The organism is Sulfodiicoccus acidiphilus, assembly GCF_003967175.1.
Taxonomy (GTDB): domain Archaea; phylum Thermoproteota; class Thermoprotei_A; order Sulfolobales; family Sulfolobaceae; genus Sulfodiicoccus; species Sulfodiicoccus acidiphilus.
Genome location: NZ_AP018553.1, coordinates 940,201 through 966,816 on the forward strand (window position 1 = coordinate 940,201; position 26,616 = coordinate 966,816).

A 26,616-nucleotide genomic window follows, 5' to 3' on the forward strand; every position below is an offset into this window, starting at 1 on the left:
AAAATTTCCTGAGGAGCTATTCGTCCCTGAGAAGGGGACTTTCGCCTCATCAAACCCCAAAAAGGTTAAAAGGTGGCGGACCCGGGGGATTCGAACCCCCGACCACTGGCTTAGGAGGCCAGCGCTCTGTCCTGGCTGAGCTACGGGTCCAGTAGTCTAGCCGGGCTGGGATTCGAACCCAGGTCCCAGGGGCCAGAGCCCTGGATCCTTGACCGCTAGACTACCCGGCTAAGCGCTGCTTCCTTTTCTCAAAATTTAAAGCTTTCACAGGCTAGGTGATAACATTCAGTGATGTGTCGTGAAACTAGGACTTTTCAGAAAGACCGGTGATGAGGAGCCAAATCTCACAGTACGCGATGAGTTGGGAGAGTGGCTGCTAGTAAGGAGAAATCCATTCCTCTCTCAGATTTGCGGTGCTGTTAACTCAGTCACCTCTAAAATAGGTCTGAAGAGGTACGGAACTTACGTTTTGTATTATAAAGGTGAAACCGAACTTAGAAATCTTATAAGTGCCAAACTGATGTTAGTAACTAACGCCAAGGTAGATGAATATAAGTTCTTAGAAAAACTACATACACACTTCAAAAGATATGGAGATTTATTTAACTCTAACCTTTCGTCTCTCAAAATGTCAAGCTTCTTCTATACATTCGTTAGTGGAGACTTCGTTATAAAGAATGCCAAGAGATCAAACGTAAGCGTTAAGCTCTTACTTCCTCCCTTGGGAGTCAGGGGAGAGGAGATCCCCTATGACATGAACTCTCTCTTCACTTCTATCATAAGGAGAACGTTAAATTCGCCATCATGTGTGCTGCAAAACATCTCATTTTCTCCTCCTCAGTTAGGAATAGCGGCCTCATGCTCTAGGGTTGAGGACGTCCCTGACTCATTTAAAATTGCCCTAGCTTACTTCGAGTCCGACAGTGAATTAAAGATGGAATTTAAACGTGTTTCCGCGAGACAGGTAGAGATAAATCTACTTATGAATGATTTCAATCTGGCTTCTGTGATACCTCTAGTATGGGACAAATTACTAATAGCGTAAAGCGAGCTACCCTCGCTGAGGGTGCTTCCTACTTCACTATCACACCTTCCCATAAGGGTGGATGGGATAACATGCGAGGGCAACTCCCACCCAATACTACGCTCTGGACCTTGACGTTCACGGTCAAGGTAGATGCGTCTAGATCCTCGTCTACGCGACTCGGAGATGCTCACCGGCGATGGAGTGACACGCTCTTTAGAATTATCTGACTTCATCCCCGCCCCTAAAGGGCGAGGCTTTCAAATTTACGTAAATTTATAGCATGACTATTCCATCTACGTCTTGAAAGGTGAGGCCTTCTGCATTTTATAATATGAAGATCCTTCGTGGCACATGCGTGACGGGAGACATTCTGCTAACTATGCACGATTCACCCTCTTAGCCTCCCATCGTTCTGATAGTACCTACATTAAGAGAAACCATGAGTTCCTAAAACTGTAAAAATGTCAAAAAGGAGGGCGCCGTATCATGGTGGTGCACTCTCTATCTGATATTCTAATTTTAATTAAATGTTTATATCTTTAATAAAATTATGAAGACGTTGTCTTAGATTTTTCTAAAGACTGACTGTCTAGGCACTGGTCTTGAGGCCCAAATTCTTTCACATTCGTTGACCTTACATCTTTATAACGGCAGGGAAATTCTTAACCTCGATAAACTTTGATCCGTGTTGGAGAGCTCTCGATTCCGACACTAGATGATCTCTCCTTCTTAAACAAGAAGATACTAGTGAGATTAGATATAAACTCGCCAATAGAACCTAAGAGCGGAAAGCTGCTCGACGACTCTAGAATCAAGGCGCATATACCCACCTTAAGAGAACTGATTGAGAAGGGGAACGCATTAGTTTTACTATCTCATCAAGGAAGGCCAGGAGATAGCGACTTCGTAGGCCTAGAGGAACACTCGAAAGTTCTATCAAGGTATTTAGGCCAAGAAGTAGAGTTCGTGGAGGACGTTATGGGTCCCTATGCTCTAAATAGAATAAGGGAGCTCAGGTCTGGGGAAGTGATTATGTTAGACAACGTTAGACTGGTTTCTGAGGAATTAATAGAAGCGCCCCCAGATCAGCACGCTAGGAGCTTCCTAGTAAATAGGTTGTCGAAAGTTGTAAACTCGTTCGTCAATGATGCCTTTGCCACCGCCCACAGATCTCAACCTAGTTTAGTGGGCTTCCCAGTGGTGATTCCATCGAGCGCTGGCAGATTGATGGAGAGAGAAGTCTCTGCTCTTGCCAAGATCTTCAATTCAGAAACTTCTCCTAAGGTATTCGTCCTAGGGGGAGGGAAGGTACAAGATAGTATAAGAATAATTGAAAATCTCTCTAAAAGGAGGTTGGCTGATAGGATCCTCACAGGGGGGCTTCTAGCGGAGGTCTTCATGATTGCTAAAGGAATGAACCTAGGAAAGGAGAACCTACAAATTCTAGAGAGACATGGTATACTTTCGTTGGTTCCTAGAGCAAAGAAGGTGTTGTTGGCGGGAGCCCCAGTTGAGGTGCCTGTGGACTTCAGAGTCGAGAGTCAAGGTAATGTAATTGAGGAGAGTTCCACAAGGATAAGCGGCATTATAAAAGATGTGGGTCCTACAACTGAGGAGATCTACTCCTCGTTCATAAGGGACGCGGGATTAACGGTTCTTAGGGGACCAATGGGAGTAATAGAAGATGAGCGCTTCAGGAGAGGGAGTAGCTCTTTACTCAGAGCGGCCTTGGAAAGTAAAGGCTATGTTATTGTGGGTGGAGGACATATGATAAGTGTTATAGGTGAAGCCCAACTAGATCCCGCGAAGGTGCACGTTTCCACGGGCGGAGGTGCCTTACTCCTTTTCTTGGCGGGAGAGAGTCTACCAGCCCTAGAAGCGTTGTCAAGAGGTGTGAAAGCGTGATCAAGGTTGCAGTAAACGGGTACGGGACTATTGGAAAGAGGGTAGCAGATGCTGTGTCGAAGCAGCCAGACATGAAGCTTATTGGAGTAACCAAAATGACACCTAACTTCGAGGCTGTTCAAGCCATCAAGAAGGGAATAAGGCTCTACACATCCAAGGAAAACATGAAGGTATTTGAAGGTGTCGGAATAAAAGTCGAGGGTGACGTAGAGAGTCTACTTGAAGAGGCCGACGTCATAGTGGACGCAACGCCTAACGGTGTAGGAGCAAAGTATAGACAGACGTATCAGAAGCTAGGTAAGAAGGCAGTCTTCCAAGGTGGGGAGAAGGCTGACGTGGCCCAGCTCTCATTCTCGGCCCTCTGTAACTTCGAGGAGGCGCTGGGGAAGGATTCGTTGAGAGTAGTCTCATGCAACACGACTGGCATACTCCGGGTGTTATGCACTACAATGAAAACAGGTAAGATAGCTAAAGTGAGGGGAGTAATAGTGAGGAGGGCTGCAGATCTGAAGGAAGTAAAGAAGGGACCTATCAATGCGCTGGTGGCGGATCCTGCGTCAATTCCCAGCCACCACACATTAGATGTGAAGAGTGTACTAAGGGATCTCGATATAATGACTGCTGCTGTGGTAGCTCCAACTAACCTAATGCACCTTCACACTCTATATGTTACAATGGCAGAACGTCCTTCCAAGGACAGACTAGAAGAAGTTCTGGTGAGAACTCCTAGAATAGTGCTCTCAAAGTCAGTGACGAGTACCGCAGAGCTATTCGAGGCAGCTCGAGACGCGGGAAGAGAAAGAGCGGACATACCAGAAGTCGTGATATTTCAGGACTCAATAAACGTGAAGGACAACGAGGTGACTTTCATGTACGCAGTCCATCAAGAGTCCATAGTCGTACCAGAAAACGTAGACGCTATAAGAGCCCTCATGGGAATTCGTAACTCTATGGAACTTACAAACGAAACGTTGGGAGTATTAAAGGGGGTGTTTCCTTAATGGAGTCGAGTTACAGAGTAAGCTTCTGGCTCAGGAAAGTTTTAGTTCCTGTTGACGGTTCGGAGAACGGATTTAGAGCGCTGGAGCTCGCAGTAGATTTCGCCAAGAGATACGGTTCAAAGATAACTGTAGTTCACGTAAAAGGTGAAGGTACGGATGAAGTGAGGAAGTCAGTACAATCAAAATTAGAGAGGAAGGTCGACTATGAATTTAAGTTGTTAGAGGCGGGGACGGATAGTAGTGTTCCTAACGAGATCCTGAAGGAACTCTACGACGGCTCGTACGACGCAGTCATATTAGGAGCACGGGGCACATCCATAAACCAAGAGCTCAATATAGGATCTACGGCCCTAGCTATAGCCGCAAACTCTCCCACGACTGTAATAATTGTAAGGTAAGTTATATAATAGCGCAATATAGACTATTTTAATAGTTTCAAGCCTAGTAGGTTACCCCACCTTCACGTACAAGACTCCCCACTTCGATACACACCTTGCCCAACAATGGAGGGTAAAGTTCCACGGGCACCGCGGCCCCCGCACCTAGGTGCGGAATAGGTTGGTGACAGGATCGTAGTTAAGGGCGCTAAGTTGAGGACGGAGATCGGAACTGCAGTTGTCACTTCTAGGCCAGGACGGCGTAGTGAACGCCGTGCTGGTGAGGCAGTGACCCTCCACGATCTAGAGGGGAACAGGTTAATACTTTGGCTCTCCTACTTTCAAGAGGGCCCAAGGTCCAGAGGTAGGAGAATTCCTAGGAGTTCGGCGCACTCCAAGATCAGTCTGGAGGACTTGGTGAGGGCAGCTCAGGCCTTTGGACTAAATCCCGAATAGGTTAGTGACTACGAAGGGCTTCTGTTGGAGCAGAGGTGCACCACGTCGACCCTCGTCTTCGACAGAGGCATCTCACTGATCACTCAGGCCGCGACTGCCATCGGTCTAGTGTCTTGAGGACCGGTATCTAAATGAGGGCTCAACCTATCTCCTCAAGGGAGCGGTCTTCAGTCTTGGTAAATCCCGATAAAATAAACAGCTACTTCTTTTAAAGAATAAAGTTAGTATAGCTCTCAATTAATACGGCTATCAGCTAAAGTCCTACAAGGCGACTAGAGAGGTATTCCTGCGTGGCTCTGACACCTTCTCCGACCTTCACGGACTCACCTAAGGAGTTCAGGGTCCTCTCAAGGGTGGCTACCGTGGCTATAGCGTCATTAGGCGTAATCCATCCCATATGACCTATCCTGATATACTTATTGGCTAAATCGGGGTGAACTCCTGGCGCTAATTCTATACCTGCGTCTGCCATAGCGTTCAGGACATCCGAAGCCGGTACCTTGCTCAATTTAACACCAGTCACAGTGTTACTATAGGAGCTAGGATCCCTTGCCACTATCTCCAGCCCCATTGCCTCTACACCTCTTCTAATTGCTTCTGCTACCATCTCGTGCCTTTTTATTCTGTTTTCTAGTCCCTCCTCTTCAACTAGGGCGAAGGCCCTAGCGAGCATGAGTATTAAGTGAACTGGAAGGGTAGCGAAGTAGCTTGCCTTGCCCTCCTCTAAGGCTCGCATAACGTTAAGCCAATTTCCTAAGTGTAGATAGTAACCACTTAACGACTCTTCTGAGATCCTAGAGAGGGCGTCTGGAGAAATGGCTAGAAGCCCTGCTCCAGGGGGACAGCCTAACGCCTTTTGACTGGCAGTTAAGATCACGTCCACCTTCCATTCCTCGGCCCTAGTTTCCTCTCCCGCGACACTAGCCACTCCGTCCACCACGACTAACTCCACGTTGTCTCTTATCCTTTCCACCACTTCTTTGATAGGTTCCCTTACACCAGTGCTGGTCTCCACGTGGGTCAATGTAACAGCGGTGTACTGGTTACTCTTCACGGCCTGTTCCACTCGCTCGGGCTTAACGTAATCTCCAGCTCCAGCCTTCAGGCTGTCGACTTGAACTGGATACCTCTTGAATATGTTGATCCATCTATCTCCGAAAACCCCGTTGGAAACCACTAAGACCTTCTCGCCCTTCTTGAGCAAAGAGGTCACACTCTCCATGGCAGAAGTTCCCCCGCCAGGAATGATGAAAGGTTGGTAGTGTGGAGTTCCCATAACTTTCCTTAACCCCTTAAGCGCCGAAGACATAGCGTGGACGAACTCCTTAGAGGTGAACCCTACGTTCTCCCTAACTCCTGCTAACAGGACGTCCAATTCTATCTCTACAGGGCCCACATGCATGAGTACCCTACGATCTCTTACGACTCTATCCATAGCAGATTCTTAGGACATAAGTTGGTAAAAAATGAAGAAGCTCAGTCCGCTGAAAGAAGCTCACCCCTCGCTCTCCCCGAAATATCATCACGTCCTCCACCTTTTATCCGCTAGGAATTAAAGTAAATCTTGTGACCCTAGAGTTCCACGATTTCTTAGAGGTGAAGCTGCTGAGGGCTTCCTATGCTAGGCTCTCGGAAGAGCTCTCGGCTAGGGAGCTAGTGAGAGTCCGCTCCGCTGTGAGGAAGTTGCTTAACGTAATCGAGAGAGCTAAACTTGTTCTCAAGTCCTCTCGTTTGAGGAACCTCATAGAAAAACTGGAAAGGGTAGGGAAGGAGTTGCTTACTGTCATAAGGTTCAGGTACTTCCTAAACGTCTTCTTCAGGTCCTTGTACAACAAGCTAGTAGAGAGGCTAAGTAGTCTCATTGCCCTTGCTTCTATTATAATTTAATTTTTATTTTCACTTTCTATAATTAGTCGTTGAAAATAGGTGACTGTATTTGGATTATAGGGAATTGAGTGGCTCCATCATTATACTAACTTATATTTGAGGCAATCCTTTCGTCTATTATGGAAGGTTGTGTAGATTTGATGGAGATAATGCGACGGTATCAAGAAATGAACGCTATCCGTCTACGTTTGTTGCTGGCAATATATGCGAGGCCTAGGTCAACTTTAGACGATCTTGAACAACTCACTGGACTGAAGAGGAACGCCACCATATCCAACTTGAGGGTTCTAGAAGCCCACGGACTAGTCGCGAAACAAAGAGGACGAAAGATGCGCTACAGATTAACTCTAATGGGAGAGGAAATAGTGAAGAAGATCAAGACCGCAAAGGCTACCCAAGAGTCTCAAAGCAGTAGCGTGAAAAGCTGAGCTAAATCTAAGCTGGCAAGAGATCGCTAACATGGGCAATTCTTCTACAGTTCGCTGACTTCCTCCCCGCCCTGGAAGGGCGAGGGTTCCCTCCCAGAGGGATCGTCGTTCCCACCATCGGTTCGGGTTTACATGTCTCGTTTGGTGGGCAGTCGAGTGGATCAGAGATCTACTCCCATTTGAAGAGGAGGGGACTTTCACCCATTACGTCTAGTCCCTTAAAGGAAATCGAAGCCGCTGCTCGCTCCTCCCACAGTCCCATTAAACCTTAGATCGAGCTGGGGAGGAGCGTCGTTAGTACCACTAAGAGAAATTTTAACAAAGAAGTATAAATATGAGGGGGCTATCCGTCCCCGCCGTGAAAGGCGAGACTTTCCGCCCCCTCAACCCCCGACTTTGTAAAGGCTAGCGATGAAAGAGAGAGAAGAGTATACTCTCTATTTCCCTTCATATTTGGCCAGAACCATTACGTGATCCTTGTCGTAAGGATCTAAGTTAACCACTTGTCTGACGTCGAAGCCATTTGAGCTAAGCTTCTCTACTTCCCTCTTATATATCTCCTCCGGCTCCTTAGTTACATCTATGCTCCTTGCCTTTATAGCAAGTAGCAAATGTCCTTCCTTCTTTAAGTACAACGAGGCGTTGTAACTGGCTATCTCTGCCTGATCTGGTTGGGCTATGTCAACGTAAAGTACGTCCACCGCCTCCACTAAGGTCCTGAACCTCTGAGGAAACCTCGCATCAGCTAGAATAGTTATGACGTTCGGTCTACGTTGAGCAACCATTATGAGTTCCCTGACCACTCTGGGCGAGAACTCCACTGCGTAAACCTTACCACTGGCTTCAACTATATCGGAGACGTGACTAACAGTGGTGCCGGACGCTGCTCCTAGATACAGCACCCTAGACCCAACACTAAGTGGAGACTCTTTAAGGCCCTTCATTATGGCTCCAGCCAGCTTACTCCTGAACGCGTTCCATTCCCTGTACTCGATCTTATTGTACCGAATTAGTCTCTCGCCATAGACATTATGCCCTGGAGACAAGTTTTTAGTACACAGTCTGACCGTGCCGTCCTCGAATTCACATCTAAATATGTTAAGCATGTTAGTCTCATAGATAGAGACGACCTCTGACATGGTTACCTCCTCCTGCCTCCTCTCCGTCTTCTATCTCCTCTTCCCCTTTCTCTCTTTCCCTTCTGCCTCTGTGATTCTTGCTTCTGTGATTCTTGCCTCGGGGGAGCAGATGGATATTTTGTCTTTATTTCTTCTATCCTTTTCATAAGCTGATCTACCAACTGATCTGAGGAGAGCCTACCCGTGAAGGCGTCTATCTTGGCTGCTATAGCTAATTTTGACGCCAAGGCCCTCGCTATTTTACCCCTCTGCCACCGAGGAGAACTATGAATGGCTGGATATTGATATATGATCCCATGTTTAGGAGGTCTAGCTCCAGAGCGAAGTGCCCTGAACAGAGCCTTCTCGGCGCCAAGGACCTGTATGGTGCTAGCCGGCATCTTAGCTAGCTCGTCGAGCCCATTAGCTAAACTGAGCAGTCTTGCACCTAGTGAGGAATCCACTAGGGCAGTTATGTTAGGTGCGACCTCTCTCATCACCGAATCCACGTACTCGTTTAGTTCGTCCCTTATTTGGAACAGTCTAAGAATGGAGTCGGACAGGGAAGTCAGGGCCCTTATGTCGGCCTCCGAGAGTTCAGCTCCTATACTTTTCCTTGCGACGTCAATTATTCTAGAGGCCTTAGCTTCCTGTATTCCGAGCTCAACGAGTTCATCCTTATTACCTATGGCGTCCCTATAACCGAACCTACTAACAACACTCGCATACTGTCTATGGTCCTCTAGCATTTTATCGAGCTCAGGAAAATGGACACTGTACCATTCCCTCAATCTCTCTGAGAAGAGATTTATCGTCTTGTCTATGTCGTCCATGGCTCTTACTGCCTGGATCGCAAGGAGGTCGCGACGTTGGGCAGCTTTCCTCAACTTCCTTCTAGTGAGTTCGAGTGAAAGTTGATGAAGGTAATTGTAGAGTTCATCGGTTGAGGCGAAGTGTGTAGAGAGTGCGAAGGACTCAAGCGACTCTCTGAACTTCCTTGCTCCTACGTGAGAAGTGGCGTAGGTTACCTTGACACCGGCCTTGGCTTGAAGTTTCTGAACTTCTCTTTCATCTTCAACAACTACCTCCTCTGCTCCCACCTTCTTGACGAGCTCTAGGCTAGATGGGAGGGGCTCTCCCTCCTCGTTCTCCAGAAGGTAATCAACGACCTTGCCTATTTCCTTGTTATTGTGCACGTAGTCTACTAACTCTCCGCGATCATTGAACGCGAAGGCACCTATGGCGTGCTCGACGAGGTATATCTTCATCGTGTTCAGTGCGACTAAATGCTTTTAAGTTATAACCTTTTATGCGTACTGATAGTATGCCGTCTCACGGCTCGTTAACCAAGGCAGGAAAAGTAAGGAGTCAGACTCCGAAAGTTCAGGCTAAGGAAAAACATAAGGAAGTTCCTCGTGTTAGGAATAGGGAGGAATTCGAAAAGAGATCCAAGCCTCCCGCTAAGGCTGAGGCTAGGCCTAGAGCTAGATAGCTTTTTTCCCCGCTTCGAAGTCAGCTGTGTGGTGGAGAGTTACAGAGGAGAGGCTTCGGCTTTCCTGTCGAAATACGGGATTACAGAAGGTGATCAATTACTTTTGGCCCTAAAGAACGGCAAGGAACTACGCGGTACACTGATGCCGTCATATTCCAACGACGAATCTATTTTGGTCATAAAACTAGAGAACGGTTATAATGTTGGAATATCATACAAGTATGTTGAATCGGTTAAGGTTATAGAGAGGAGAGGGAAAGGGGTAGGGGAGAGAACTACTGTTCTCGCGACAGGTGGAGAAGTCAAAATTATAAGTACGGGGGGAACCATCGTCAGTAAAATTGAATACGAAACTGGTGCTGTTAGACCTGCACTTAGCACAGAGGAAATACTACAATTCGTGCCCGAGGCCAAGGAGTTCGGCACAGTGTCGGCAGAGATCCTGTTCTCCATTCTGAGCGAAGAAATGAAACCTACGTACTGGGAGAAGATAGCGGAGGCAGTGAAGAAGGCCTTCGATGAGGGGGTTAGGGGCGTGGTAGTTGCACATGGGACAGATACCATGGCATACACCGCGGCCGCATTGAGTTTTTCCCTAAGGACCCTGCAGGGGCCGGTAGTGCTGGTGGGTTCGCAGAGAAGTAGTGATAGGCCAAGTAGTGACTCCGCTATAAACCTTCTCAGCTCCATCCTTCTGGCTAAACAGGGGGAGTTTGGAGAGGTGGTCGTAAATATGCACGGTGAGACCTCCGATACCTATACGCTTGCCCACAGGGGAGTGAAGGTAAGGAAAATGCACACGAGCAGGAGAGACGCTTTCCAAAGCATAAACAGTCGACCCTTAGCTAGAGTGTGGTGGAGGGAAAGAAAATTGGAAATGATAGAGGACGAGGTGAGACAAAGGGGAGCGTCTACAGTATTAGAGACTGGTTTCGACGACAGGGTCTTCCTCCTTAAGTATTGGCCTGGACTGAGACCTGAGGTGGTAGAACAGATCGTGAGTAGTGGTGTCAGGGGAATAATAATAGAGGGGACAGGTCTAGGCCACACGTCTAAGGAATTCGCCCCCTACCTTAGAAAGGCCGTAAAGGAGGGGGTTTTCGTGGGAATGACTTCACAATGTCTCTTCGGAGCAGTGAACATGAACGTCTATACCACGGGAAGAACATTAATGGAGGCTGGTGTTACTCCTCTTCTAGACATGCTACCGGAAGTGGCCCTGGTGAAGCTGATGTGGGTATTGAAGAGGGCAAGCGACTTAGAGGAAGTGAGGAAATTAATGATAAATAACCTTGTAGGAGAGATTAACGTGAGGCACACGGTTGAGATGTACCCGAGGTGGGACAGTGGACGATGATGTAGTAGTACATGGGCTGGGCCTAAAGGTGGGGCTTGAGGTTCATCAACAACTCAACACTAAATACAAACTCTTTTGCTCCTGTCCCACCAAGCTAGAAGGCGGCGCGGGACCTAGATTGGAAAGGTACCTCAGACCCTCGATAAGTGAGCTGGGAGAAGTTGACGCGGCCGCCCTCTTCGAGTGGCAAAGAGGAACTAAGTTCACGTATGTGGCGCCACCCGACTCCTCCTGCCTAGTTGAGGCGGATGAAGAGCCACCACACGCTCTTAACAGGGAGGCGCTGGAGGTAGGACTAGCAGTTTCCATTGCGTTAGGAGCATCAATAGTCGACGAAGTTTACGTTATGAGGAAGATAGTAATAGATGGGTCCAATACTACGGGTTTTCAGAGAACAGCGCTAATCAGCCTAGGTGGAAAAGTGAGTGATGAGGATGGAGATGTAGGTATACTTTCAATAACAATTGAGGAGGATGCTGCCAGAAGACTCGATGAGGAAGGATCTTTCTCGCTTGATAGATTAGGAGTTCCGTTAATCGAGATATCCACCGCCCCAGACATAAAGACGCCGGAACAAGCTGAACGTGTTGCGAAGAAGATAGGCCAGCTGCTTAGGCTCACTGGAAAGGCTAAACGGGGCCTAGGAACAATAAGACAGGACCTAAACGTGTCAATCAAAGGAGGAACTAAGGTCGAGGTTAAGGGAGTCCAACAGTTAGAGCTCATACCTAAGGTCGTAAGGAATGAGGCATTAAGGCAAAGGGCTCTACTAGAGATTAGGGAAGAATTGAAGAGACGGGGAGTTTCCGAGATCGATATAATTAATGCCAGTCAACCAGTTGACCTTAGCCAAGTATTGGGAGGAAGCGCCAACAAACTAATTTCTTCCCAGTTATCTCAAGGGGGCGTGGTGATTGGAGTCAGGCTTCCCATGTTCGCCGGTATCCTAGGAAGAGAGGTAAACCCAGGGAGGCGGTTAGGGACTGAAATGGCAGACTACGTCAAGGCCTTTGCTGGACTCGGGGGACTCTTCCACTCTGACGAACTACCAAAGTATGGGATAACGAAAGAGGAGGTGGAGAAAGTGAGAGACGCTCTCAAGTTAATGGATGCTGACGGATTCGTTCTATTGGTTGGTCCAAGGAACAAGGCATTGAGAGCGGCAGAGGTGATAAGGGCTAGGGCTGTTCAGTGTCTTCAAGGGGTTCCGAAGGAGACTAGGGGGGCAAATGAAGACGGAACGACGAGGTTCCTGAGGCCACAGCCAGGATCAGCTAGAATGTACCCAGAGACTGACGTACCTCCAATCAGAATAACGGAAGTCGAACTTCAGGAGGCCAAGGGATTGGTTCCAGCGGATCCTTCTATGAAGTTAAAGTGGATGCTGTCCTTAGGACTCAGCGAAGAGTTGGCCAGAACCATGCTGGACAGTGTCAGACTTGACCTGTTTGAGGAGCTAACTAGGAAGTACCACCCCAAGGTCCCAGCTACGTTGATAGCGAGCACCATAGAGAACACAGTGAAGTACATTAAGAGTAAAGGTGGGGAGCTGTCCAAGATAACCGACGATGTCATAGAGGAGGTGTTAAAGGCTGTCTATGAGGAAAGGGTACCTAAGGACTCCGTTCCAGAGGTTCTGATGGCAGTAGCAATAGAAGGGACTCCAATTAGCGATGCCATAGCCCGCTATTTGACCATCAGTGATGAGCAAGTAGCGCAGGTAGTGAAAGCCGCAGTCGAGCAAGCGGACCTCTCTGACCCCAGAAGGGCATTTAACGTGGCCATGGGAAGGGCAATGCAGGCACTTAGGGGTAGAGTTGATGGAAAGAAAGTCGCGGAGGCCGTGAGGAGAGAAATTGAGGAAAGAACTAGAAAGAATTAAAACACGGAAAGGAAAGCTAGAAGTACCGTCGATGATTGAAAGGCATTTGCCTGATCGTTGATGAGCTTGACCGCTGATGACGGTGCATCCACTATGATAGAACCCTTACTTAGATTTCCGGCCTCGAGTACTCCGCCATTGGAGCTCACAGATGAAGACCTGAAGTTGGAGCAACTACCTCTCATCCTGACACAACTCTCCCCTAGAGAAGTAACATGGAAGTATGGCGGTGAGCTGTTAGGCCCTGATGGGACGAGAGTTAAAGTGAGAGGGGAGGGAAACTACGTAATCAGGACTCCAGTAAATAGGTCACCCATACCTTGGAGCTTTCCAGAGTTAGACCCGAACCACTTTAGGCTCTTAGTGAGGGATCTTATTCCGTGCAGGGAAGGGGAGGCCATACTTAACCCCAGTCCTTGGCGTAGGAAGTGGGTGGAAAACGGAGAATCCGTGATAATGGAACCCGGAGAGATCACCGAAGCTCCCAAAAAGAAGGACCACGGAATAGCTTTTCTTGATGGAGAAGTAAAAATATCTACTAACTTTTACAATCCTTTAATATATTACCAAAATCCATACTATGTCAACTACGGTGAAAAAATTGGGGGTCCTTCCACTTGGTTCTCAGTGGAGCTAGAGAATGCATTGCTCTTGGCTTCTGCTCACCCTATCCACATCCAGTTAGAGAGAGGCGTATTGTTAGCTAGTTCAAAAGGGAAGATCGCTAGTTGGAGTGGGTTAAATTGGAAGGAAGCAAAGCCGTTTCAGGTGAGTTGGGACATGCAAAACGAGCCCGTATCAGTGGAATGCGTACCTCCCTCACCAATCTCAATCTACAGACTTGAGCCCTCAACAGTGATTCCCGTCCATTTAGAGTACAGGGGCGGAGAACTCACAATGGGGCTACTTAACCTAAGCGATTCACCCGTTATGTCTAAACTTACGGTAATAGCCAGAATACTAGAAGCGTCAACTCTTGGCCCCACTGGACAGGAGATGGAAAAGTTGTTTCCAGAGCTGGACACACTAAGAATACCTATTCGGAGATGGGGAGTAGTTTTCTTTAGGGCTAGGCTCAAGAAGTTACTCAATGTCTTCCTCAGAAAGTACTACGTGGCTTAGCGAGCTCGCGTCTCTTCATAGAAACAGCTTCCTATGAAGCGACCTTCCTTCCGAAGGTAGCCTTTGCTTTCTGAACACAACATGCAGTAATAGTCAGATATGTCTCCTCTGCCCTTCTCTAATATATTCAGCATTTCTTCTATCATTTGAGATATTTTAGGGTCGGTCTCCAAGAACTCCTTCATGTAACTTCCTCTCCTATTCTTTACGTAATTCTGGACAGCGGCAGGCGTTATGCCTAACAACTTAGCTGTCCTATATATAGATAAGCCCTTCTCCTTAACTAGCCTTTCAGCTAACACACATCGTATCGCAGGCAATATGTCCCTAGCCGCCACTTCACAGGGAAGCAAGTATGACAAACTATATCCCTATATAATAAATGTAGCACGAAGTGCTATAAAAGCAGTTCATATAAAAATGTAATGGACTTCTATAGGTCACACGTGGAGCATCCTCCGGCATAGGTTTCAGAGGCTTCCACGAAGCTACTCAGCCTGAGCTTGACTGGTTCCTTAGGTTTCTCAGCCCTCTTCTTCTCTTCTATTTTCTCTTTCTCTTCCTTTATCCCGAAGTAAATCACCTGCTTGGACTTGCTCCTGTCCCTGTAAACGGTTATGCCCTTTATACCTAATCTCCAGGCGGTGACGTAAACGTTCCACACCACATCTTCTGGTTCATCGCTTCTGAGATTTATGGTCTTTGAAACTCCAGAGTCGTTCCACTGCTGCCAGCAGGCCTGATGAAGGAGATGGTAGATCGGGTCTACCTCATGAGCTGTCCTGAAGAGTCTCCTTATTGTCTTAGGTACGAATGGCTGATCCGAAACTGTTCCACTCTCCGCAATTTTCTTTATTACCTCAGGATCGTCCATCTCGTACTTCTTAAGGTACTCTAGAAAGAGAGGATCAATCTCTATGAACTTCCCCACGGCAACGTTTCTAACGAAGGCGAGGGCGAAAAGGGGCTCTATCGCTGAAGACGTGCCCGCTATTATGGATATAGTACCTGTGGGGGCAACAGAGACCACTGTTGCGTTCCTCAGTCCATACTTTAGCCTCAACTCCTTGAGGACAGAGAAGTCTAATGATTCGGCCTTAGCGGCCATCTTCCTCACTTGTTCAGAAGGCTGTCCACCTAGCCCTGCCACCTTCAGTATCTCTTGAAAGTCCCTAGCGTTCTCCCACACATCCTTATAGAGTGTAGGGTCATAAGCTGGGAAGGACCCCTTTTCCTTGGCTAACTCTATGGAAGCTAACATGGCGTTATAGTAGATGAACTTCGCTAACTGATACGATATGTAGAGGCCATCGATCGAGTCGTACTGGACGCCTAGCCTAACTAGAGCCCTAGCCAGACCCATTACGCCTAGGCCGACCTTCCTAGTCCTCTTCGTAGCTTCCTCTATCTGCTTTAGAGGATACCTATTGGCGTCTACTACATTATCTAAGAACCTCACAGCGTATTTGACTGCCTCAGCGATCCCGTCCCAATCGATCTTCCCATCTACAACGAATTTCTCAAGGTTAATAGAGCCCAAGTTGCAGGACTCCCAAGGTAATAGGGGTTCCTCTGCACATGGATTGGTGGCCTGTATTTTGCCTAAATACCATACTGGATGTCTTCTATTGACTTCATCAACGAATATAAGTCCTGGGTCACCCGAGTCCCAAGCCGATTTAACTATCTTAGTCATTAGCTCCCTCGCATTAACATATCCTGTAACGGCGCCCTCTGTCTCAGCGATAGCTAGCGCCTCATCCACTGTCACTATTCTACTTTCATCCAAGGGGACTGCCTCCCTTTCCTCTAACTCCCTCAGGATCTCCTCCTGCACCCATTCCTCCCACATGTAGTTCCTCGCTCTCACCACGTAATAGTCCCAATCCTTTATCCTAGTCTTTCTCGGATTCACTAGAGGGAACGGTTCCCCAGAGTCGACCTTTCGCATGAACTCGTCGTACACCGCCACAGATATGTTGAAGTTCTGAAGTTGGGCGTCCTTCAGCTCCCCCGTCTTGGCCCTTATGAAATCCTCGACGTCTGGGTGCCAAACATGCAGTATGCCCATATTTGCACCCCTCCTTTTCCCTCCCTGCTTCACCACGTCAGTTGAAACGTCAAATATCCTCATGAACGAGACAGGCCCGGAGGCCACACCAGCAGTGGAGGCGACTACATCCCCTTTGGGCCTGAGCTCCGAGAAGTCGAAGCCGGTCCCACCTCCCTGTTGATGTATCACGGCCATCGCCCTCAACGAGTCGAATATCCCATCGCCTTGTGGTGTGACCATGGAGTCCCTGACGGGGATTACGAAACAAGCGGAGAGTATGCCGAGCCTCGTATCGGCATTCATGAGGGCTGGTGTATTTGGAACGAACTTGAGGCTAGACATGAGTTCATAGAACTTCTCCTCCACATCCTTTCGTTCTCCCCTAGCCAAGAACCTAGCTACTCTTCTGAAGAGCATTTGTGGTGTTTCGACGTAGCGTAGAGTATCTGGATCCTTCAGGAGGTACCTAGCCTCTAACACCTTTAGGGCATTGTATGTGAGGAGGAGATCTCGCTGGTCGAACTCGGTCCACTTCCCCTTACCGAAGACATGGTTGTATATCCTTGCGAGCACGTACCTCTTAGCTACCTCCATGAGGCCTTGGTCCTCTATTGACTTCTCTATCAAGTTCCGTTCCACTATGTCGGCCAAGGTCCTAGTATCTACTGTGCTATCCTTAGAGTTAGAGACAACGTCCTTAACTATGGCGTCCAAAACGTCCGAAGAGAGAGGAAACTTGGAGGAGATCTTCTCGACCCTAAACTCCTCTACCCTCCCATCCCTCTTCAAAACCTTTAGCCTCCTAGCTACTAACAGATCGACAGCGGTAGATTCCATCAAAGTAACTCACCCTCCGTGTAAAATACTACTTACTCACATAAATAGGGGTATTACCTCAACCGGCGGAGAAGGGAGTATTGAGCCATCTAGAAAAGAGATAGATAAGATTGCTAAGGCGACAATTCTTAAAAGCCCAAACTAAGCGCCTATTCCAGCCTCTCGCAGGGACCTAGCGATCTGAATTAGATAGAAGTCAGAGAGGTGGGGTCCAGTGAGCTGAACGCCTACGCTCAACTTTCCGACTTTTCCGGCAGGAAGAGAGAGAGAGGGAGCTCCTGTTAGATTCGCCACGACGGTGTTAACGTCCATCATGTACATCCTGATGGGGTCACTAATAACTTCGCCCAGCTTGGGAGGAAGGATGGGCATAGTTGGAGAGAGCAATACGTTGACCTCCTTGAGAAGGGAAGTGAGTTGTTTGATAACTAGCGTCCTGACCTTAAGTGCCTTAAGGTAGTACTGTTCATAGTAGCCTGCACTGAGAATGAAGGAACCTAGGAGTATCCTCCTTTTCACTTCAGTTCCGAATCCCTCTCCCCTCGTCTTTCCGTATACCTCCTTCCAAGTCCCATCTGTCCCAGTCGAGTAGCCGTATCTAACACCATCGTACCTAGCCAAGTTCGAGCTAGCTTCTGACATGGCGATTATGTAGTACGCCGGAACCAAGTAATCTGTCAACCCTAACGTTACTTCCTTCACTGACGCGCCTTCGTCGCTCAGTTTGTTAGCCACGGTCTCGGTTACACTTCTAACAGGCGGCTCCGACGCTCCAGTAACGTCCACTAGGAGGCCAACCCGTAGACCCTTCATGTCCACTTGAGCCGGAGATTCTGGTTGGTCGCTGATGGTAGTAGAATCCTTGGGATCGGGACCTCGTATTACATCATATAGGAGTTCAAGGTCTTCTGGGTTCTGAGCGAAAGGCCCTATTTGTTCCAAGCTGTTTGCGTAAGCAACTAACCCATATCTACTTACCGTTCCGTATGATGGTTTTAGGCCGTAGATTCCAGTGAATGACGCAGGGGCCCTTATTGATCCTCCGGTGTCGCTTCCCAAGGCCAACTTTACTACGTCTGCCGCTACTGCTACTGCGCTCCCTCCTGAAGATCCACCAGCTATCCTCTCTGGGTCCAAGGGATTCCGCACCGGCCCGAAGTAACTCGTCTCAGTGGTGGAACCCATGGCGAACTCATCCATGTTGGTCTTACCTACCACAACAGCGCCTTCCTCTCTCAACTTCCTTATGACTGTAGCGTCGTAGGGAGAAATATAGTTCGAAAGCATCCTAGAACCACAAGTGTTAGGCATCCCCCTAACTGAAATGTTATCTTTAATCGCTATCAGCAGTCCAGTAAGCCGTCCTCTACCCTCAGCTAACCTCGCCTTTACCTCCTTGAGGACCACATCTGCTTTTTCGACGTAAGTAAACGCATTGAGCTCCTCAATCTTTTCTATCTTTTCATACGTAGAGTAAACATATTCCTCTGGACTCAACCTACCTTCCTTAAGTTCTCTAACGGACATCAACTTCACTCACCAAAGGTCTTAGGCCCTACTATGTAACCTTCTCTGGTACGTTTGGCGTTAGAGAGGGCTAGGTTGACGGGGAGCGGATCTTCCGGCTCGTCCTTCCTCATCTTTCCGCCACTCACAGGATGAAAGGTGGGCTCCACTTCACTGAGATCAAGTTGATCTAGTTTTGAAAAGAAAGCTAATATTTTTTCTAGATCTTCCTTTATTTCTTCTCTCTCCTCGCCCTTCAGCTCGATTAGGGAGAGGGACTCTAACCTCTTCACTAGCTCCTCGTCAACCTCGATTTTCATGGTAGAAACCCCGTTCGCCTGAGTAATATATATGTCTGCTTCTAAGCCTTCTAAGAGGTTAAGATGAATTCAAGGAAGTCCTCAAGCTCACCATTAGCCAAATGATAGGACTCAACCGAATTAAGGAGCTCCACTGCATACTCCTCGTCCAATACTTGATAAATATACTTCACCTTTCCCTCATTATCCTTGAATAGTGCCAAAAACTTTAGCCGTGCGTTGCTTGTAGAGGAAGGTATTGAAAGATAGAAGTCGTAAATCTCCTCAGTAAATGGATTAAGGTAAAGGATCAATCCTATCCCCATCTTACTTTCAAGCACGAGAAAGTTCTTACCCAGCTCCTTCGCTTCAGCAGTCCCTAAAAGCATTGCTCTTCTTCCTACTTCGTCGAGTTTACTGAGATACTCCTTCAGTTTCACAGTCTAAAAATACTCTGAGGTTGTAATAAGTGATAAGCAGAGGAACATAATTAAAGCCAGAGTGTATTAATCGTGCGTTGCCAAGGAGAAAGAAAGAACCAGAGGAGGTTCAGAAGAAGACCAGAAAGAGACCGGAAAAGAAACTCGACGTAGAGGAGTTACTCGAAGAGTACTTAGATGAGGTGGTGGATGGGCTTAGGTTGTCTAACTTGGGCCTTCCTCGGGACATGTACTATGAGATATTGAGAGAGCCTTTCTTCGGCGCGGTGGGTGAAGTCAAAACTAAGCCAAAGGCTAGAACCATAATAAACAGGTTGAACAATGTTAAACGAGATCTGTTCGATTACATAGCAGTGAGAATCACAAGAGAACTAGATCACTTAAATAAGGAGCAACTCGACTTCGCTGCACAGTACGTCAACAGGGGAATAGTAGAAGTAGCTTCGAAGTTATATCGAGAAGCAATAAGGCTAAACGCCACAGAGAATTTAGAGTTCCTCAGGTCGACCTGGAGGTTGAATGGGATCAATTCGCCAGTGAGCTGTCCCAAGTGCGGTTTCAACTCCGTCATGCCCGACGGGATATGTATGGTCTGCGGAAAGGAAGTAAGTGAATCAGAAATAAAGAGACAATTAAACATAATAAGTAAGTTAAGGGAACTAAAAATTGAAGATCCAGAGGCCTATAGGGAAATAGTTTCATCCAACTACTTCTATTACGTTGACAATAGGATAATTCCCCCCAGCAGAGTTAAACACGAAGAGGGGCGTTTGAGGTTTGAGATCGTGCTAACTAAGCGTGATAGAGAGGAGCTTGAAGGGCTAAGTTCCTAAACTTCCTTCAATGTAACTGAAAGAAGTCTAGCGTTGTTGGCGACGAATTAGTTCCTTAAGTATCAACATAAGGTAAAAATTCAACAACACAACCGTATCGATCTTGAACCATGTAAGATAATACCTTGCTGTACGAAGTGCTTTCCTTCAAGCTTAAGCGGACCCGCCGGGATTCGAACCCGGGACCATCGGCTCCGGAGGCCGACACTCTGTCCTGGCTGAGCTACGGGTCCGCTAGCGGCATTCTTAGACCTTGGATAAAGGCTTTATTCTTAAGGCTGATAATCCGTTCCTCAGAACAGTCTCAACTCCACGCACGAGCCATAACTTCAACGCTCTCTTACCTGGGATAGGATCCTGCAAGATCCTTTCGGTGTCGTAGAGTCTGTTGAATACGTCAGCTAACTTGTTCAAGTAGGTGGTCATCACTTCTGGCCTCATGTCGTCGGCCGTTGAAATGAAGATGTCGGGAAACTTGGAGATGAGGATCAGTAACCTTCTTTTATCATTTTTCAGATCCGAAAAGTCAACTTCCTCCAAAGAGGGGAACGATTCTACCTTGGAAAGAACACTACTTGCTCTAGCGTAAGTGTACTGCAGGTAAGGCCCACTGTTTTGGTTGAAATCTATGGCTCTCTGAACACTGAAGGAGATTGGTTTGTTCGGCGCCACAGCAATTATGGCGAACCTCACTGCACCTCTGACTAAATCCTCCACTCCCTCTCCACCTCCCCTCTCCTTAACCCGGTTGGATACTGCAGCTCGCACCTGCTCTATAACTTCGTCGACAGAGAAATACCTCCCTCTCCTTCCACTCATTTTCATACCCTCAACATTCACCATGGAATACGAAAAGTGAAGTAGGTTGACGGCCTCACTCTTGAATCCCATAAGATAAAGGGCGGCTCTTAGCTGAATCTGAGGGGTTGTCTGCTCCTCAGCAATAACATTTATCACCGTGTGGGCATTGAAGTCTCTATACTTGAGTAGTGTATATGCTAGGTCCCTTGTGGGATAGAGAGTAGTCCCGTCTGCTCTAACTAATATGAGGGGTGGAACGTTAAGACCCTTCGGAATTCTGAGAAACTTACGCTCATCTTCAGTTAACAGATCAAACGTGATAGCCGTAGCTCCTTTGTGCACTGTGACTACTTTCTTCTCCCTAGCCATCTGGATTATTTTCGACACTGACCCGTCCCAAATGAGGTCGCTTTCGTAATCAAATGAATCAAAGTGTATGTCTAATGAACTAAGCGTCTGGCTTATACCTTCAAGGGCGGCATTTGCCACTCTCCTAACGAGCTCCTTTGTAGGCTCTTTTCCCCACTCATAACTGAGCATGAGTTCTTGAACCGATCTATCGGGTTCTGGGTCTTTTCCTATTTCTTCAGCAAGTCTATCAAATAAACTTGAATCCCTTTCTCTAAGGCCTTCGGCCACGGAGACTAGGTCGTCGAGCTCTCTCACTTTAGCTGAGTACTCCTCTGGCTTATCTTTAAGGGTCTCTAACTGTCTCTTTAGTTTGTTCACTTCTATAATCACGTTAGTGCAAGCGTAGACCAGCCCTAACCACACATCCTTCTTAGCGTTTGATGGTGGAGAAGGCCATCCCAGCTTGGCCATACCATAGGCCAAAGTAGCGCTCTGTCTACCAGCATCGTTTACGTAAAAGCGAACATTTACCGCATGTCCTCTCAACTTCAGCAGGTTGGCTATAGTGTCTCCAAGCACTGCATTTCTCAAGTGCCCTATGTGAAGGGGATGCACCGGATTAGCGCTAGTATGTTCCACGACGACCCTCTTAGGGGAATCCGTTTTCTCTAGGCCATAGTTTGGACCAAGGAAAGAGAAGGTTAGTTTGAACAACTCCTTCTCGTTCACGAATGCATTGAGGTAGATCCCTACTACCTGAGTAGACCTTATCAGTTTACCCTCGAACTTCAGCTCGTTATATCTGTCGCGTGGAGCGATTTCCCGAAGAGGAACTGCGACGTCGCCCAAGTCCTCGCTAGGAGGGGTCTCGATCCTTTTCTCTATTTTCTCCGCGTCAGTGTTGATTCGAGAAGCTAGCTCTCTCGCGAACTCCTTTCTGACCTCAGCGAAGGGATTCACGGGCCCACCATCAGCCCCTCCACTTTTAAACTAAATGACTTGAAGGGGAAGAACATGTCGGGAAAGAAAGTAGAATTGTTAGTAGTTGAGGACTATAGTGGTAACTCTTCCCAGCTAGAAGCCGAACTTCTTCGATTGATCGTGGAAGCTGGAGGAGCAGAGGTTTCGGTGGTGAAGTTACACGTTCCCATATGGATACAGGAGAAGAACGACGTAGTGGGAGTTCACGTAGTGGAGAGGCCGACTGTTGCAGAAGCATAAACCATGTCCTTACTATAGGGGAGGCTACTGTGTGTCCCCCATGTTAGGTACACCTAGCGATCTAGTCACCTCGGCAGACAGATGTAACAACAACTACACGGCCTGTAGGTTTTTTACTCAGAAGGTAGTAGAGGGTCTAGAACTTCACATGAACCAATCTGAGGAGGTGAAGTTTTACTCTGGTGTTAACATTATAGTGCCTGGCATAACTAGCGAATGCTCCTTCTTCGTGAAAGCTAGGTCAGAGAGAGGTACAGTAGCTCATTGCAAGATTATGGAGAGAGTTATTACGGCCACTCAAGCTCAACTATGCAGCACGAGTTGGCAGACTTGCCCACTAAGGACTTATTTCAATCAGTTCCAAGCTTAGCATATTTCCCCTCAGGCAGGAGAGTAATCAGATTTCTCTCAGTGAGGTCTGCCAATGCTTTCCTTATTTTATCCTCACTTGCTATTCCAGACAAGATCGTGTGGAGCTCCTTAAGGTTCATAGGCTTGTCCGACAACAGTCCCAATAGAATTTCCTTTAGTTCCTCCTCGTTCGGTGCCGTCATTACCACAACGTCCCTATCGGTATAAACCACCTTCAGTTTCTCTTCCACGCCCTGCTCCCTGTCTTTTCTTTGTTTCTTGGGCATAACTCTCACTTCGCGTGAAGGATACGCAGTCACAACTTTTAAAGATTAACTGAAGGGTGTTGAATTTTTCAGTTCTAGGCCCCCTCTATGGGGCTTCCGCCGTTGGGACCTATCGCTTCTCACTTTCCCTCTACTCACGTTTATATAGGGGACGACGGTAAGATATGTTTTAGGCGTTGGCTTTGCCACAACCTGACTTCCTCCGACAGGTCGCCAGCCGGCTATTGGGCCCTACTGTAATGGACTCCAAGAGGTTGGATGAAGCAAGGAGATTACTCGCCAAGGCTGAGACCAAGTACAAGTTTTCTACGTACGGCGGAGACTATAGGAGGCTCTTGGATTACCTGCTGAGCCCAGATTTCACTGAGTTACTCTTAGTGTTAGGAGTTGACCTAGCGAAAAAGCTTTTGCAAGCCATAGCGGAGAATTATCAAGACCAAGACATAAAGGAGTGTGTAGATAAATTACTGAACGAAATAGACGGGTATGAGAGTCAATCCGAAGAGACCACGAGTAGGATGCTAACCTACTAGGGTGGGGGCGCACAGCGCAGACAAAATACAAGGTAAATATGGAAAAACTAGTTTTAATCAAACGAAGGAGTCTTAGGAGTAGACCCCTCCTCTCCCTCTCCTCCTTTCTCGCCCTTCTTCTCGGTCTTCAGAGCCGAGGCAGCTACCACGTCGTCTATCTTAAGTATGGCAGTAGCGGCCTCGGTGGCACTCTTTATCACTTGGGCCTTGACCCTCACTGGATCTATGACGTTGATTGACATCATGTCATCTATTAGCTTTCCTTGGACGGCATCGATTCCAGCGTTGACTAAGCCCTTTGCATGTCTGGCCCTTAGGTCCATCAGAGTCGCTATAGGTTCCATTCCACTCGTCTCTGCTAATATCATGGGGATCTCTTGCAGGGCATCAGCATAGGCCTCTATGGCCAACTGCTCCTTTCCTCCAACCTTTCTAGCGAAGTCCATGAGTCTCATGCTGAGCTCGGCTTCCATTGCTCCGCCGCCGGCTACTATCATAGGCTCCCTTAATATGTTCCTCAGGGAATGGAGACCGTCATTTATGCTCCTCTCAGCTTCATCTAGGGCCATGTCGGTTGATCCCCTTATCAATATATTGACGGACCTCGGGTTCTTGGCTCCTTCTATGAACACCATCTTGTCGTTACCTACCTTCCTCTCCTCCACGAGGTCAGCGTAGCCTAGGTCGTCTGGAGATGCGTTCTGTATACTGCTTATTATCCTCGCTCCAAGTGCCTTCTCCAGCTTCTCGATGTCGCTCCTCTTCACCCTCCTAACGGCCATTATGCCCTTCTTGGCCAGGAAGTGCTGGGCTACGTCGTCTATACCCTTCTGGCACACCACCACGTTCGCCCCTATTGCGGCCAGTTTGTCTACCATCTCCTTGAGGTACTTAGTCTCCTCGTCCAAGAAGGCCTTTATTTGCTCAGGAGAGGTAATGCTTATCTTGGTCGAGATCTCTGGTTTCTCGACCTCCAGTGCCATGTCGAGGACCGCTATCTTGGCCTTCTCAACTCTCCTGGGCATGCCAGCGTGTACAACCTCTTTATCGAGCACTAACCCGTTGACTAGCATTGAGTCCTCAATAGTTCCACCTTTCTTCTTGTCGATCTTAATGTTATCCAGACTTACGTTGTAGCCTCCGCTAGGTAGTGGTTCAGCGACCTTCACTACAGCGTCTATTATAAGGTCCATCAATCTATCGAAGGATTCACCACTTGCCACGAATTTGCTACTCATTGTTGTATACAATATTTTCTTCAAGCTCGACCTAGTGGACGGGGAGGTGAGGTCCTTCACATCGACCTTAGTGGCGACCTGGTAAAGGGCCTCCAACGCCCTCTCCTGGGCCCTCTTGTACCCCTCTATTATTATCGTGGGGTGGACGTTCTGGTCGAGGAGCCTCTCCGCCTTCTCCAGGAGGAGGCCGGCCAGCACCACCGCGCTGGTGGTGCCGTCCCCCACCTCCGAGTCCTGGGCCTTGGCCGCCTCCACCAGGAGCTTGGCCGCAGGGTGCTGTATCTCCATGTCCTTGACTATTGTGGCGCCGTCGTTGGTTATGGTGACGTCGCCGAAGCTGTCTATGAGCATCTTGTCCAGCCCTTGGGCCCCAGGCTGGACCTCAGTATCTCGGCCAAGGTGCGGGCCGCTATTATGTTGTTCCTGAGGGCGTCCCTGCCAGTGGACCTGGAGGTGCCTTCCTTGAATAGAACCACCGGAGCACCTGCAGCTGGCATCTTAAACCACCTTTTCGACTCCTCTTAAGAACCGCTTCTATATAAATCTAACTCACTTATAGGCGAGTGGAAATGAAGTGCTCTTATCGATAAAGTACAAAATAATATAGGTTAACTAAAGGGAGAACGCCTTCAAATCTCCTTAAGCATGACCTACTCAGATAACGTTCCTGAACCTTCATCTTTATAAACTACGTAGAGGTTCAGAGTGGTGATCCATGAGTCAAGAACAGCGAATACAGATCGACACGTTCACACTCCTGAACAAGGAACTAGAGAAACAGAGATATCACCTAATAGGTGGCCACAGCGCGTACAAAAAGTGTCACTGGACCCACGAGGCCCTCACGAGCGGAAGGTACTGCTACAAAGGAAAGTTCTACGGAATCGAGAGCCACAGGTGTGTTCAGATGACGACTTCCTCCCTATGGTGTTGGTTCAGATGTGTGCACTGTTGGAGATTAGAGCCAGAGGATGTAGGAATAGAGTGGGACGAGACGAAAATGCCGATGATGGACGACCCTGACTTCATTGCCGAGAAGAGTATCGAGGAACACAGGAGGTCGCTTTCAGGTTACTTCGGGAGGGAAGGAATAGACAGAAAGATGTTGAACGACGCAACTAAGCCCAAGCATGTTGCCATAAGTTTGACTGGAGAGCCTACCCTCTACGACAGGATAGGGGAACTAATTAGAGAATACCACAAGAGAGGAATGACCACATTTCTGGTTACTAGTGGAGTCAGACCAGACGTACTTGCTTCTCTTGATGAGGAACCGACCCAACTCTTCGTCTCCCTCCAAGCCCCAAACGAGAGAAAGCACAAACTCATAAATAGGTCAATAGTTGCCAACTCTTGGAATCTCTTTATGAAGACGCTGTCCATCTTACCTAGCTTCAGTTCTCCGACGGTTCTGAGACTCACGTTAATGAAGGGGATGAACATGGGGGAAGAGGATGTGAAGGATTTCGCTAAGCTAGTGGAGATAGCTCAACCGACGTACATAGAGGCTAAGGCCTACATGCATGTGGGCCCGTCTACCCTGAGGTTAACGAGAGATGCGATGCCCAGACACGATGAAGTGAGGCAGTTCTCGAGGAAGCTGGCCGAGTTGACGGGGTATAGAGTCCTCTCAGAACATCCGCCGAGCAGAATTGTACTGCTAAGTAGGCTAGAGCGGCCCTTTAAAATAGGGGAAGCATGGACTCCAGAGTGGAATTGGAAGACTCCAGAGAATAACGACGACATGAATGGAGAGTACAAGTCAGCAGAGAGCGGGTGCACGGAGGCTGAGTGAAATTGAAAAGACTTTGAGA

26 protein-coding genes, 3 tRNA genes and 2 pseudogenes are annotated in these 26,616 nt (G+C 47.9%); 16 read left to right on the forward strand and 15 right to left on the reverse strand.

Features of this window, described 5'->3' with window-relative positions:
- Positions 1 to 73: 73 nt before the first annotated feature.
- Together HS1genome_RS05080 and HS1genome_RS05085 are read right to left on the reverse strand one after the other, a co-directional pair.
- Positions 74 to 150 (reverse strand) — tRNA-Arg (locus HS1genome_RS05080).
- A gap of 7 nt (positions 151 to 157) precedes the next feature.
- Positions 158 to 230: transfer RNA gene (locus tag HS1genome_RS05085), tRNA-Gln, on the reverse strand.
- Positions 231 to 298: 68 nt separating this feature from the next.
- Between HS1genome_RS05085 and HS1genome_RS05090 the strand changes: the two genes are divergently transcribed.
- The 5 genes from HS1genome_RS05090 to HS1genome_RS11990 all read left to right on the forward strand — a co-directional run bounded on the left by HS1genome_RS05090 (position 299) and on the right by HS1genome_RS11990 (position 4,766).
- Entirely contained in the window at positions 299 to 1,045 is a 747-nt protein-coding gene (locus HS1genome_RS05090) for a hypothetical protein (RefSeq protein ID WP_126449880.1), read from the forward strand.
- 660 nt (positions 1,046 to 1,705) lie between these two features.
- Positions 1,706 to 2,932: a phosphoglycerate kinase gene (locus tag HS1genome_RS05095; protein ID WP_126449881.1), complete on the forward strand. Its 1,227-nt coding sequence runs from the start codon at positions 1,706 to 1,708 to the stop codon at positions 2,930 to 2,932.
- Positions 2,929 to 3,933: a phosphorylating glyceraldehyde-3-phosphate dehydrogenase gene (locus tag HS1genome_RS05100; protein ID WP_126449882.1), complete on the forward strand. Its 1,005-nt coding sequence runs from the start codon at positions 2,929 to 2,931 to the stop codon at positions 3,931 to 3,933. Before HS1genome_RS05095 ends, HS1genome_RS05100 begins: the two co-directional genes overlap by 4 nt.
- Positions 3,933 to 4,331, forward strand: coding sequence for a universal stress protein (locus tag HS1genome_RS05105; protein ID WP_126449883.1), 399 nt, complete (start codon positions 3,933 to 3,935; stop codon positions 4,329 to 4,331). The genes HS1genome_RS05100 and HS1genome_RS05105 overlap by 1 nt, the downstream gene beginning before the upstream one ends.
- 192 nt (positions 4,332 to 4,523) lie before the next feature.
- A complete protein-coding gene (locus tag HS1genome_RS11990; protein WP_179950433.1) occupies positions 4,524 to 4,766 on the forward strand; it encodes a hypothetical protein in 243 nt (80 codons plus the stop codon).
- Positions 4,767 to 5,019: 253 nt separating this feature from the next.
- On the opposite strand, the gene HS1genome_RS05115 is transcribed toward HS1genome_RS11990, so the two are convergent.
- Positions 5,020 to 6,201: a pyridoxal-phosphate-dependent aminotransferase family protein gene (locus HS1genome_RS05115; RefSeq protein WP_229768159.1), complete on the reverse strand. Its 1,182-nt coding sequence runs from the start codon at positions 6,199 to 6,201 to the stop codon at positions 5,020 to 5,022.
- A gap of 131 nt (positions 6,202 to 6,332) precedes the next feature.
- On the opposite strand from HS1genome_RS05115, the gene HS1genome_RS05120 reads away from it, so the two are divergent.
- Together HS1genome_RS05120 and HS1genome_RS05125 are read left to right on the forward strand one after the other, a co-directional pair.
- A complete protein-coding gene (locus tag HS1genome_RS05120) occupies positions 6,333 to 6,653 on the forward strand; it encodes a hypothetical protein (RefSeq protein WP_126449884.1) in 321 nt (106 codons plus the stop codon).
- A 119-nt stretch (positions 6,654 to 6,772) separates the two neighbouring features.
- The gene (locus HS1genome_RS05125) at positions 6,773 to 7,081 is read left to right on the forward strand and encodes a MarR family transcriptional regulator (protein WP_126449885.1); all 309 of its coding nucleotides are present in this window, start codon (positions 6,773 to 6,775) and stop codon (positions 7,079 to 7,081) included.
- A 44-nt stretch (positions 7,082 to 7,125) separates the two neighbouring features.
- Here the strand turns inward: HS1genome_RS05125 and HS1genome_RS12570 are convergent.
- The 3 genes and pseudogenes from HS1genome_RS12570 to HS1genome_RS05140 all read right to left on the reverse strand — a co-directional run bounded on the left by HS1genome_RS12570 (position 7,126) and on the right by HS1genome_RS05140 (position 9,467).
- A pseudogene (locus tag HS1genome_RS12570) lies at positions 7,126 to 7,343 on the reverse strand (hypothetical protein).
- Positions 7,344 to 7,518: 175 nt separating this feature from the next.
- Positions 7,519 to 8,220 (reverse strand): fibrillarin-like rRNA/tRNA 2'-O-methyltransferase, encoded by a 702-nt coding sequence (locus HS1genome_RS05135; protein ID WP_126449886.1) that lies wholly within the window; start codon positions 8,218 to 8,220, stop codon positions 7,519 to 7,521.
- A 2-nt stretch (positions 8,221 to 8,222) separates the two neighbouring features.
- The gene (locus tag HS1genome_RS05140; RefSeq protein WP_126449887.1) at positions 8,223 to 9,467 is read right to left on the reverse strand and encodes a C/D box methylation guide ribonucleoprotein complex aNOP56 subunit; all 1,245 of its coding nucleotides are present in this window, start codon (positions 9,465 to 9,467) and stop codon (positions 8,223 to 8,225) included.
- A 56-nt stretch (positions 9,468 to 9,523) separates the two neighbouring features.
- Here HS1genome_RS05140 and HS1genome_RS05145 point away from each other — a divergent pair, with 56 nt between their 5' ends.
- The 4 genes from HS1genome_RS05145 to HS1genome_RS05160 all read left to right on the forward strand — a co-directional run bounded on the left by HS1genome_RS05145 (position 9,524) and on the right by HS1genome_RS05160 (position 14,052).
- The gene (locus tag HS1genome_RS05145) at positions 9,524 to 9,691 is read left to right on the forward strand and encodes a 30S ribosomal protein S30e (protein WP_126449888.1); all 168 of its coding nucleotides are present in this window, start codon (positions 9,524 to 9,526) and stop codon (positions 9,689 to 9,691) included.
- Positions 9,692 to 9,719: 28 nt separating this feature from the next.
- Positions 9,720 to 11,048, forward strand: a complete 1,329-nt coding sequence (gene gatD / locus HS1genome_RS05150; RefSeq protein ID WP_126449889.1) for a Glu-tRNA(Gln) amidotransferase subunit GatD — start codon at positions 9,720 to 9,722, stop codon at positions 11,046 to 11,048.
- Positions 11,038 to 12,930: a Glu-tRNA(Gln) amidotransferase subunit GatE gene (gene gatE, locus HS1genome_RS05155; protein ID WP_229768158.1), complete on the forward strand. Its 1,893-nt coding sequence runs from the start codon at positions 11,038 to 11,040 to the stop codon at positions 12,928 to 12,930. Before gatD ends, gatE begins: the two co-directional genes overlap by 11 nt.
- 93 nt (positions 12,931 to 13,023) lie before the next feature.
- Positions 13,024 to 14,052, forward strand: coding sequence for a hypothetical protein (locus HS1genome_RS05160; protein ID WP_126449890.1), 1,029 nt, complete (start codon positions 13,024 to 13,026; stop codon positions 14,050 to 14,052).
- Here HS1genome_RS05160 and HS1genome_RS05165 read toward each other — a convergent pair.
- The 5 genes from HS1genome_RS05165 to HS1genome_RS05185 form a co-directional block, all read right to left on the reverse strand.
- A complete protein-coding gene (locus HS1genome_RS05165) occupies positions 14,049 to 14,405 on the reverse strand; it encodes a transcriptional regulator (protein WP_126449891.1) in 357 nt (118 codons plus the stop codon). The genes HS1genome_RS05160 and HS1genome_RS05165 overlap by 4 nt on opposite strands.
- 80 nt (positions 14,406 to 14,485) lie before the next feature.
- Positions 14,486 to 16,942 carry an adenosylcobalamin-dependent ribonucleoside-diphosphate reductase gene (locus tag HS1genome_RS05170; RefSeq protein ID WP_126449892.1) on the reverse strand — a complete coding sequence of 819 codons (2,457 nt, stop codon included), beginning with the start codon at positions 16,940 to 16,942 and terminating at the stop codon, positions 14,486 to 14,488.
- A 141-nt stretch (positions 16,943 to 17,083) separates the two neighbouring features.
- The gene (gene gatA / locus HS1genome_RS05175; RefSeq protein ID WP_126451325.1) at positions 17,084 to 18,469 is read right to left on the reverse strand and encodes an Asp-tRNA(Asn)/Glu-tRNA(Gln) amidotransferase subunit GatA; all 1,386 of its coding nucleotides are present in this window, start codon (positions 18,467 to 18,469) and stop codon (positions 17,084 to 17,086) included.
- Positions 18,470 to 18,474: 5 nt separating this feature from the next.
- Positions 18,475 to 18,768, reverse strand: a complete 294-nt coding sequence (gene gatC / locus HS1genome_RS05180; protein WP_126449893.1) for an Asp-tRNA(Asn) amidotransferase subunit GatC — start codon at positions 18,766 to 18,768, stop codon at positions 18,475 to 18,477.
- A 50-nt stretch (positions 18,769 to 18,818) separates the two neighbouring features.
- Positions 18,819 to 19,187, reverse strand: a complete 369-nt coding sequence (locus HS1genome_RS05185; RefSeq protein WP_126449894.1) for a hypothetical protein — start codon at positions 19,185 to 19,187, stop codon at positions 18,819 to 18,821.
- A gap of 77 nt (positions 19,188 to 19,264) precedes the next feature.
- Here HS1genome_RS05185 and HS1genome_RS05190 point away from each other — a divergent pair, with 77 nt between their 5' ends.
- Complete coding sequence (locus tag HS1genome_RS05190) at positions 19,265 to 20,020, forward strand: hypothetical protein (protein ID WP_126449895.1); 756 nt, start codon at positions 19,265 to 19,267, stop codon at positions 20,018 to 20,020.
- Positions 20,021 to 20,178: 158 nt separating this feature from the next.
- Here the strand turns inward: HS1genome_RS05190 and HS1genome_RS05195 are convergent.
- Positions 20,179 to 20,253 (reverse strand) — tRNA-Arg (locus HS1genome_RS05195).
- Between the two features lie 13 nt (positions 20,254 to 20,266).
- A complete protein-coding gene (locus tag HS1genome_RS05200) occupies positions 20,267 to 22,132 on the reverse strand; it encodes an arginine--tRNA ligase (protein WP_126449896.1) in 1,866 nt (621 codons plus the stop codon).
- A 54-nt stretch (positions 22,133 to 22,186) separates the two neighbouring features.
- Between HS1genome_RS05200 and HS1genome_RS05205 the strand changes: the two genes are divergently transcribed.
- Together HS1genome_RS05205 and HS1genome_RS05210 are read left to right on the forward strand one after the other, a co-directional pair.
- Positions 22,187 to 22,393 (forward strand): hypothetical protein, encoded by a 207-nt coding sequence (locus tag HS1genome_RS05205; protein ID WP_126449897.1) that lies wholly within the window; start codon positions 22,187 to 22,189, stop codon positions 22,391 to 22,393.
- Between the two features lie 31 nt (positions 22,394 to 22,424).
- Positions 22,425 to 22,763 (forward strand): hypothetical protein, encoded by a 339-nt coding sequence (locus tag HS1genome_RS05210; protein ID WP_126449898.1) that lies wholly within the window; start codon positions 22,425 to 22,427, stop codon positions 22,761 to 22,763.
- Here HS1genome_RS05210 and HS1genome_RS05215 read toward each other — a convergent pair.
- The gene (locus tag HS1genome_RS05215; protein WP_126449899.1) at positions 22,744 to 23,031 is read right to left on the reverse strand and encodes a hypothetical protein; all 288 of its coding nucleotides are present in this window, start codon (positions 23,029 to 23,031) and stop codon (positions 22,744 to 22,746) included. The genes HS1genome_RS05210 and HS1genome_RS05215 overlap by 20 nt on opposite strands.
- Before the next feature lie 239 nt (positions 23,032 to 23,270).
- On the opposite strand from HS1genome_RS05215, the gene HS1genome_RS05220 reads away from it, so the two are divergent.
- Complete coding sequence (locus tag HS1genome_RS05220) at positions 23,271 to 23,564, forward strand: hypothetical protein (protein ID WP_179950439.1); 294 nt, start codon at positions 23,271 to 23,273, stop codon at positions 23,562 to 23,564.
- A 53-nt stretch (positions 23,565 to 23,617) separates the two neighbouring features.
- Here the strand turns inward: HS1genome_RS05220 and thsA are convergent.
- Positions 23,618 to 25,299: pseudogene (gene thsA, locus HS1genome_RS05225) on the reverse strand (thermosome subunit alpha).
- A gap of 218 nt (positions 25,300 to 25,517) precedes the next feature.
- Between thsA and twy1 the strand changes: the two are divergent.
- Positions 25,518 to 26,597 carry a 4-demethylwyosine synthase TYW1 gene (twy1, locus tag HS1genome_RS05230; RefSeq protein WP_126449900.1) on the forward strand — a complete coding sequence of 360 codons (1,080 nt, stop codon included), beginning with the start codon at positions 25,518 to 25,520 and terminating at the stop codon, positions 26,595 to 26,597.
- Positions 26,598 to 26,616 lie beyond the last annotated feature (19 nt).

Coding starts and splice junctions, on each gene's coding strand:
- HS1genome_RS05105 (WP_126449883.1), top strand. CDS start 3,933: ATGGAGTCGAGTTACAGAGTAAGCTTCTGGCTCAGGAAAGTTTTAGTT.
- HS1genome_RS05205 (WP_126449897.1), top strand. CDS start 22,187: ATGTCGGGAAAGAAAGTAGAATTGTTAGTAGTTGAGGACTATAGTGGT.
- gatC (WP_126449893.1), bottom strand. CDS start 18,768: ATGAAAATCGAGGTTGACGAGGAGCTAGTGAAGAGGTTAGAGTCCCTC.
- HS1genome_RS05140 (WP_126449887.1), bottom strand. CDS start 9,467: ATGAAGATATACCTCGTCGAGCACGCCATAGGTGCCTTCGCGTTCAAT.
- HS1genome_RS05215 (WP_126449899.1), bottom strand. CDS start 23,031: ATGCCCAAGAAACAAAGAAAAGACAGGGAGCAGGGCGTGGAAGAGAAA.
- HS1genome_RS05145 (WP_126449888.1), top strand. CDS start 9,524: ATGCCGTCTCACGGCTCGTTAACCAAGGCAGGAAAAGTAAGGAGTCAG.
- twy1 (WP_126449900.1), top strand. CDS start 25,518: ATGAGTCAAGAACAGCGAATACAGATCGACACGTTCACACTCCTGAAC.
- HS1genome_RS05115 (WP_229768159.1), bottom strand. CDS start 6,201: ATGGATAGAGTCGTAAGAGATCGTAGGGTACTCATGCATGTGGGCCCT.
- gatA (WP_126451325.1), bottom strand. CDS start 18,469: ATGTCCGTTAGAGAACTTAAGGAAGGTAGGTTGAGTCCAGAGGAATAT.
- HS1genome_RS05135 (WP_126449886.1), bottom strand. CDS start 8,220: ATGTCAGAGGTCGTCTCTATCTATGAGACTAACATGCTTAACATATTT.
- HS1genome_RS05220 (WP_179950439.1), top strand. CDS start 23,271: ATGGACTCCAAGAGGTTGGATGAAGCAAGGAGATTACTCGCCAAGGCT.
- HS1genome_RS05125 (WP_126449885.1), top strand. CDS start 6,773: ATGGAAGGTTGTGTAGATTTGATGGAGATAATGCGACGGTATCAAGAA.
- HS1genome_RS05170 (WP_126449892.1), bottom strand. CDS start 16,942: ATGGAATCTACCGCTGTCGATCTGTTAGTAGCTAGGAGGCTAAAGGTT.
- HS1genome_RS05160 (WP_126449890.1), top strand. CDS start 13,024: ATGATAGAACCCTTACTTAGATTTCCGGCCTCGAGTACTCCGCCATTG.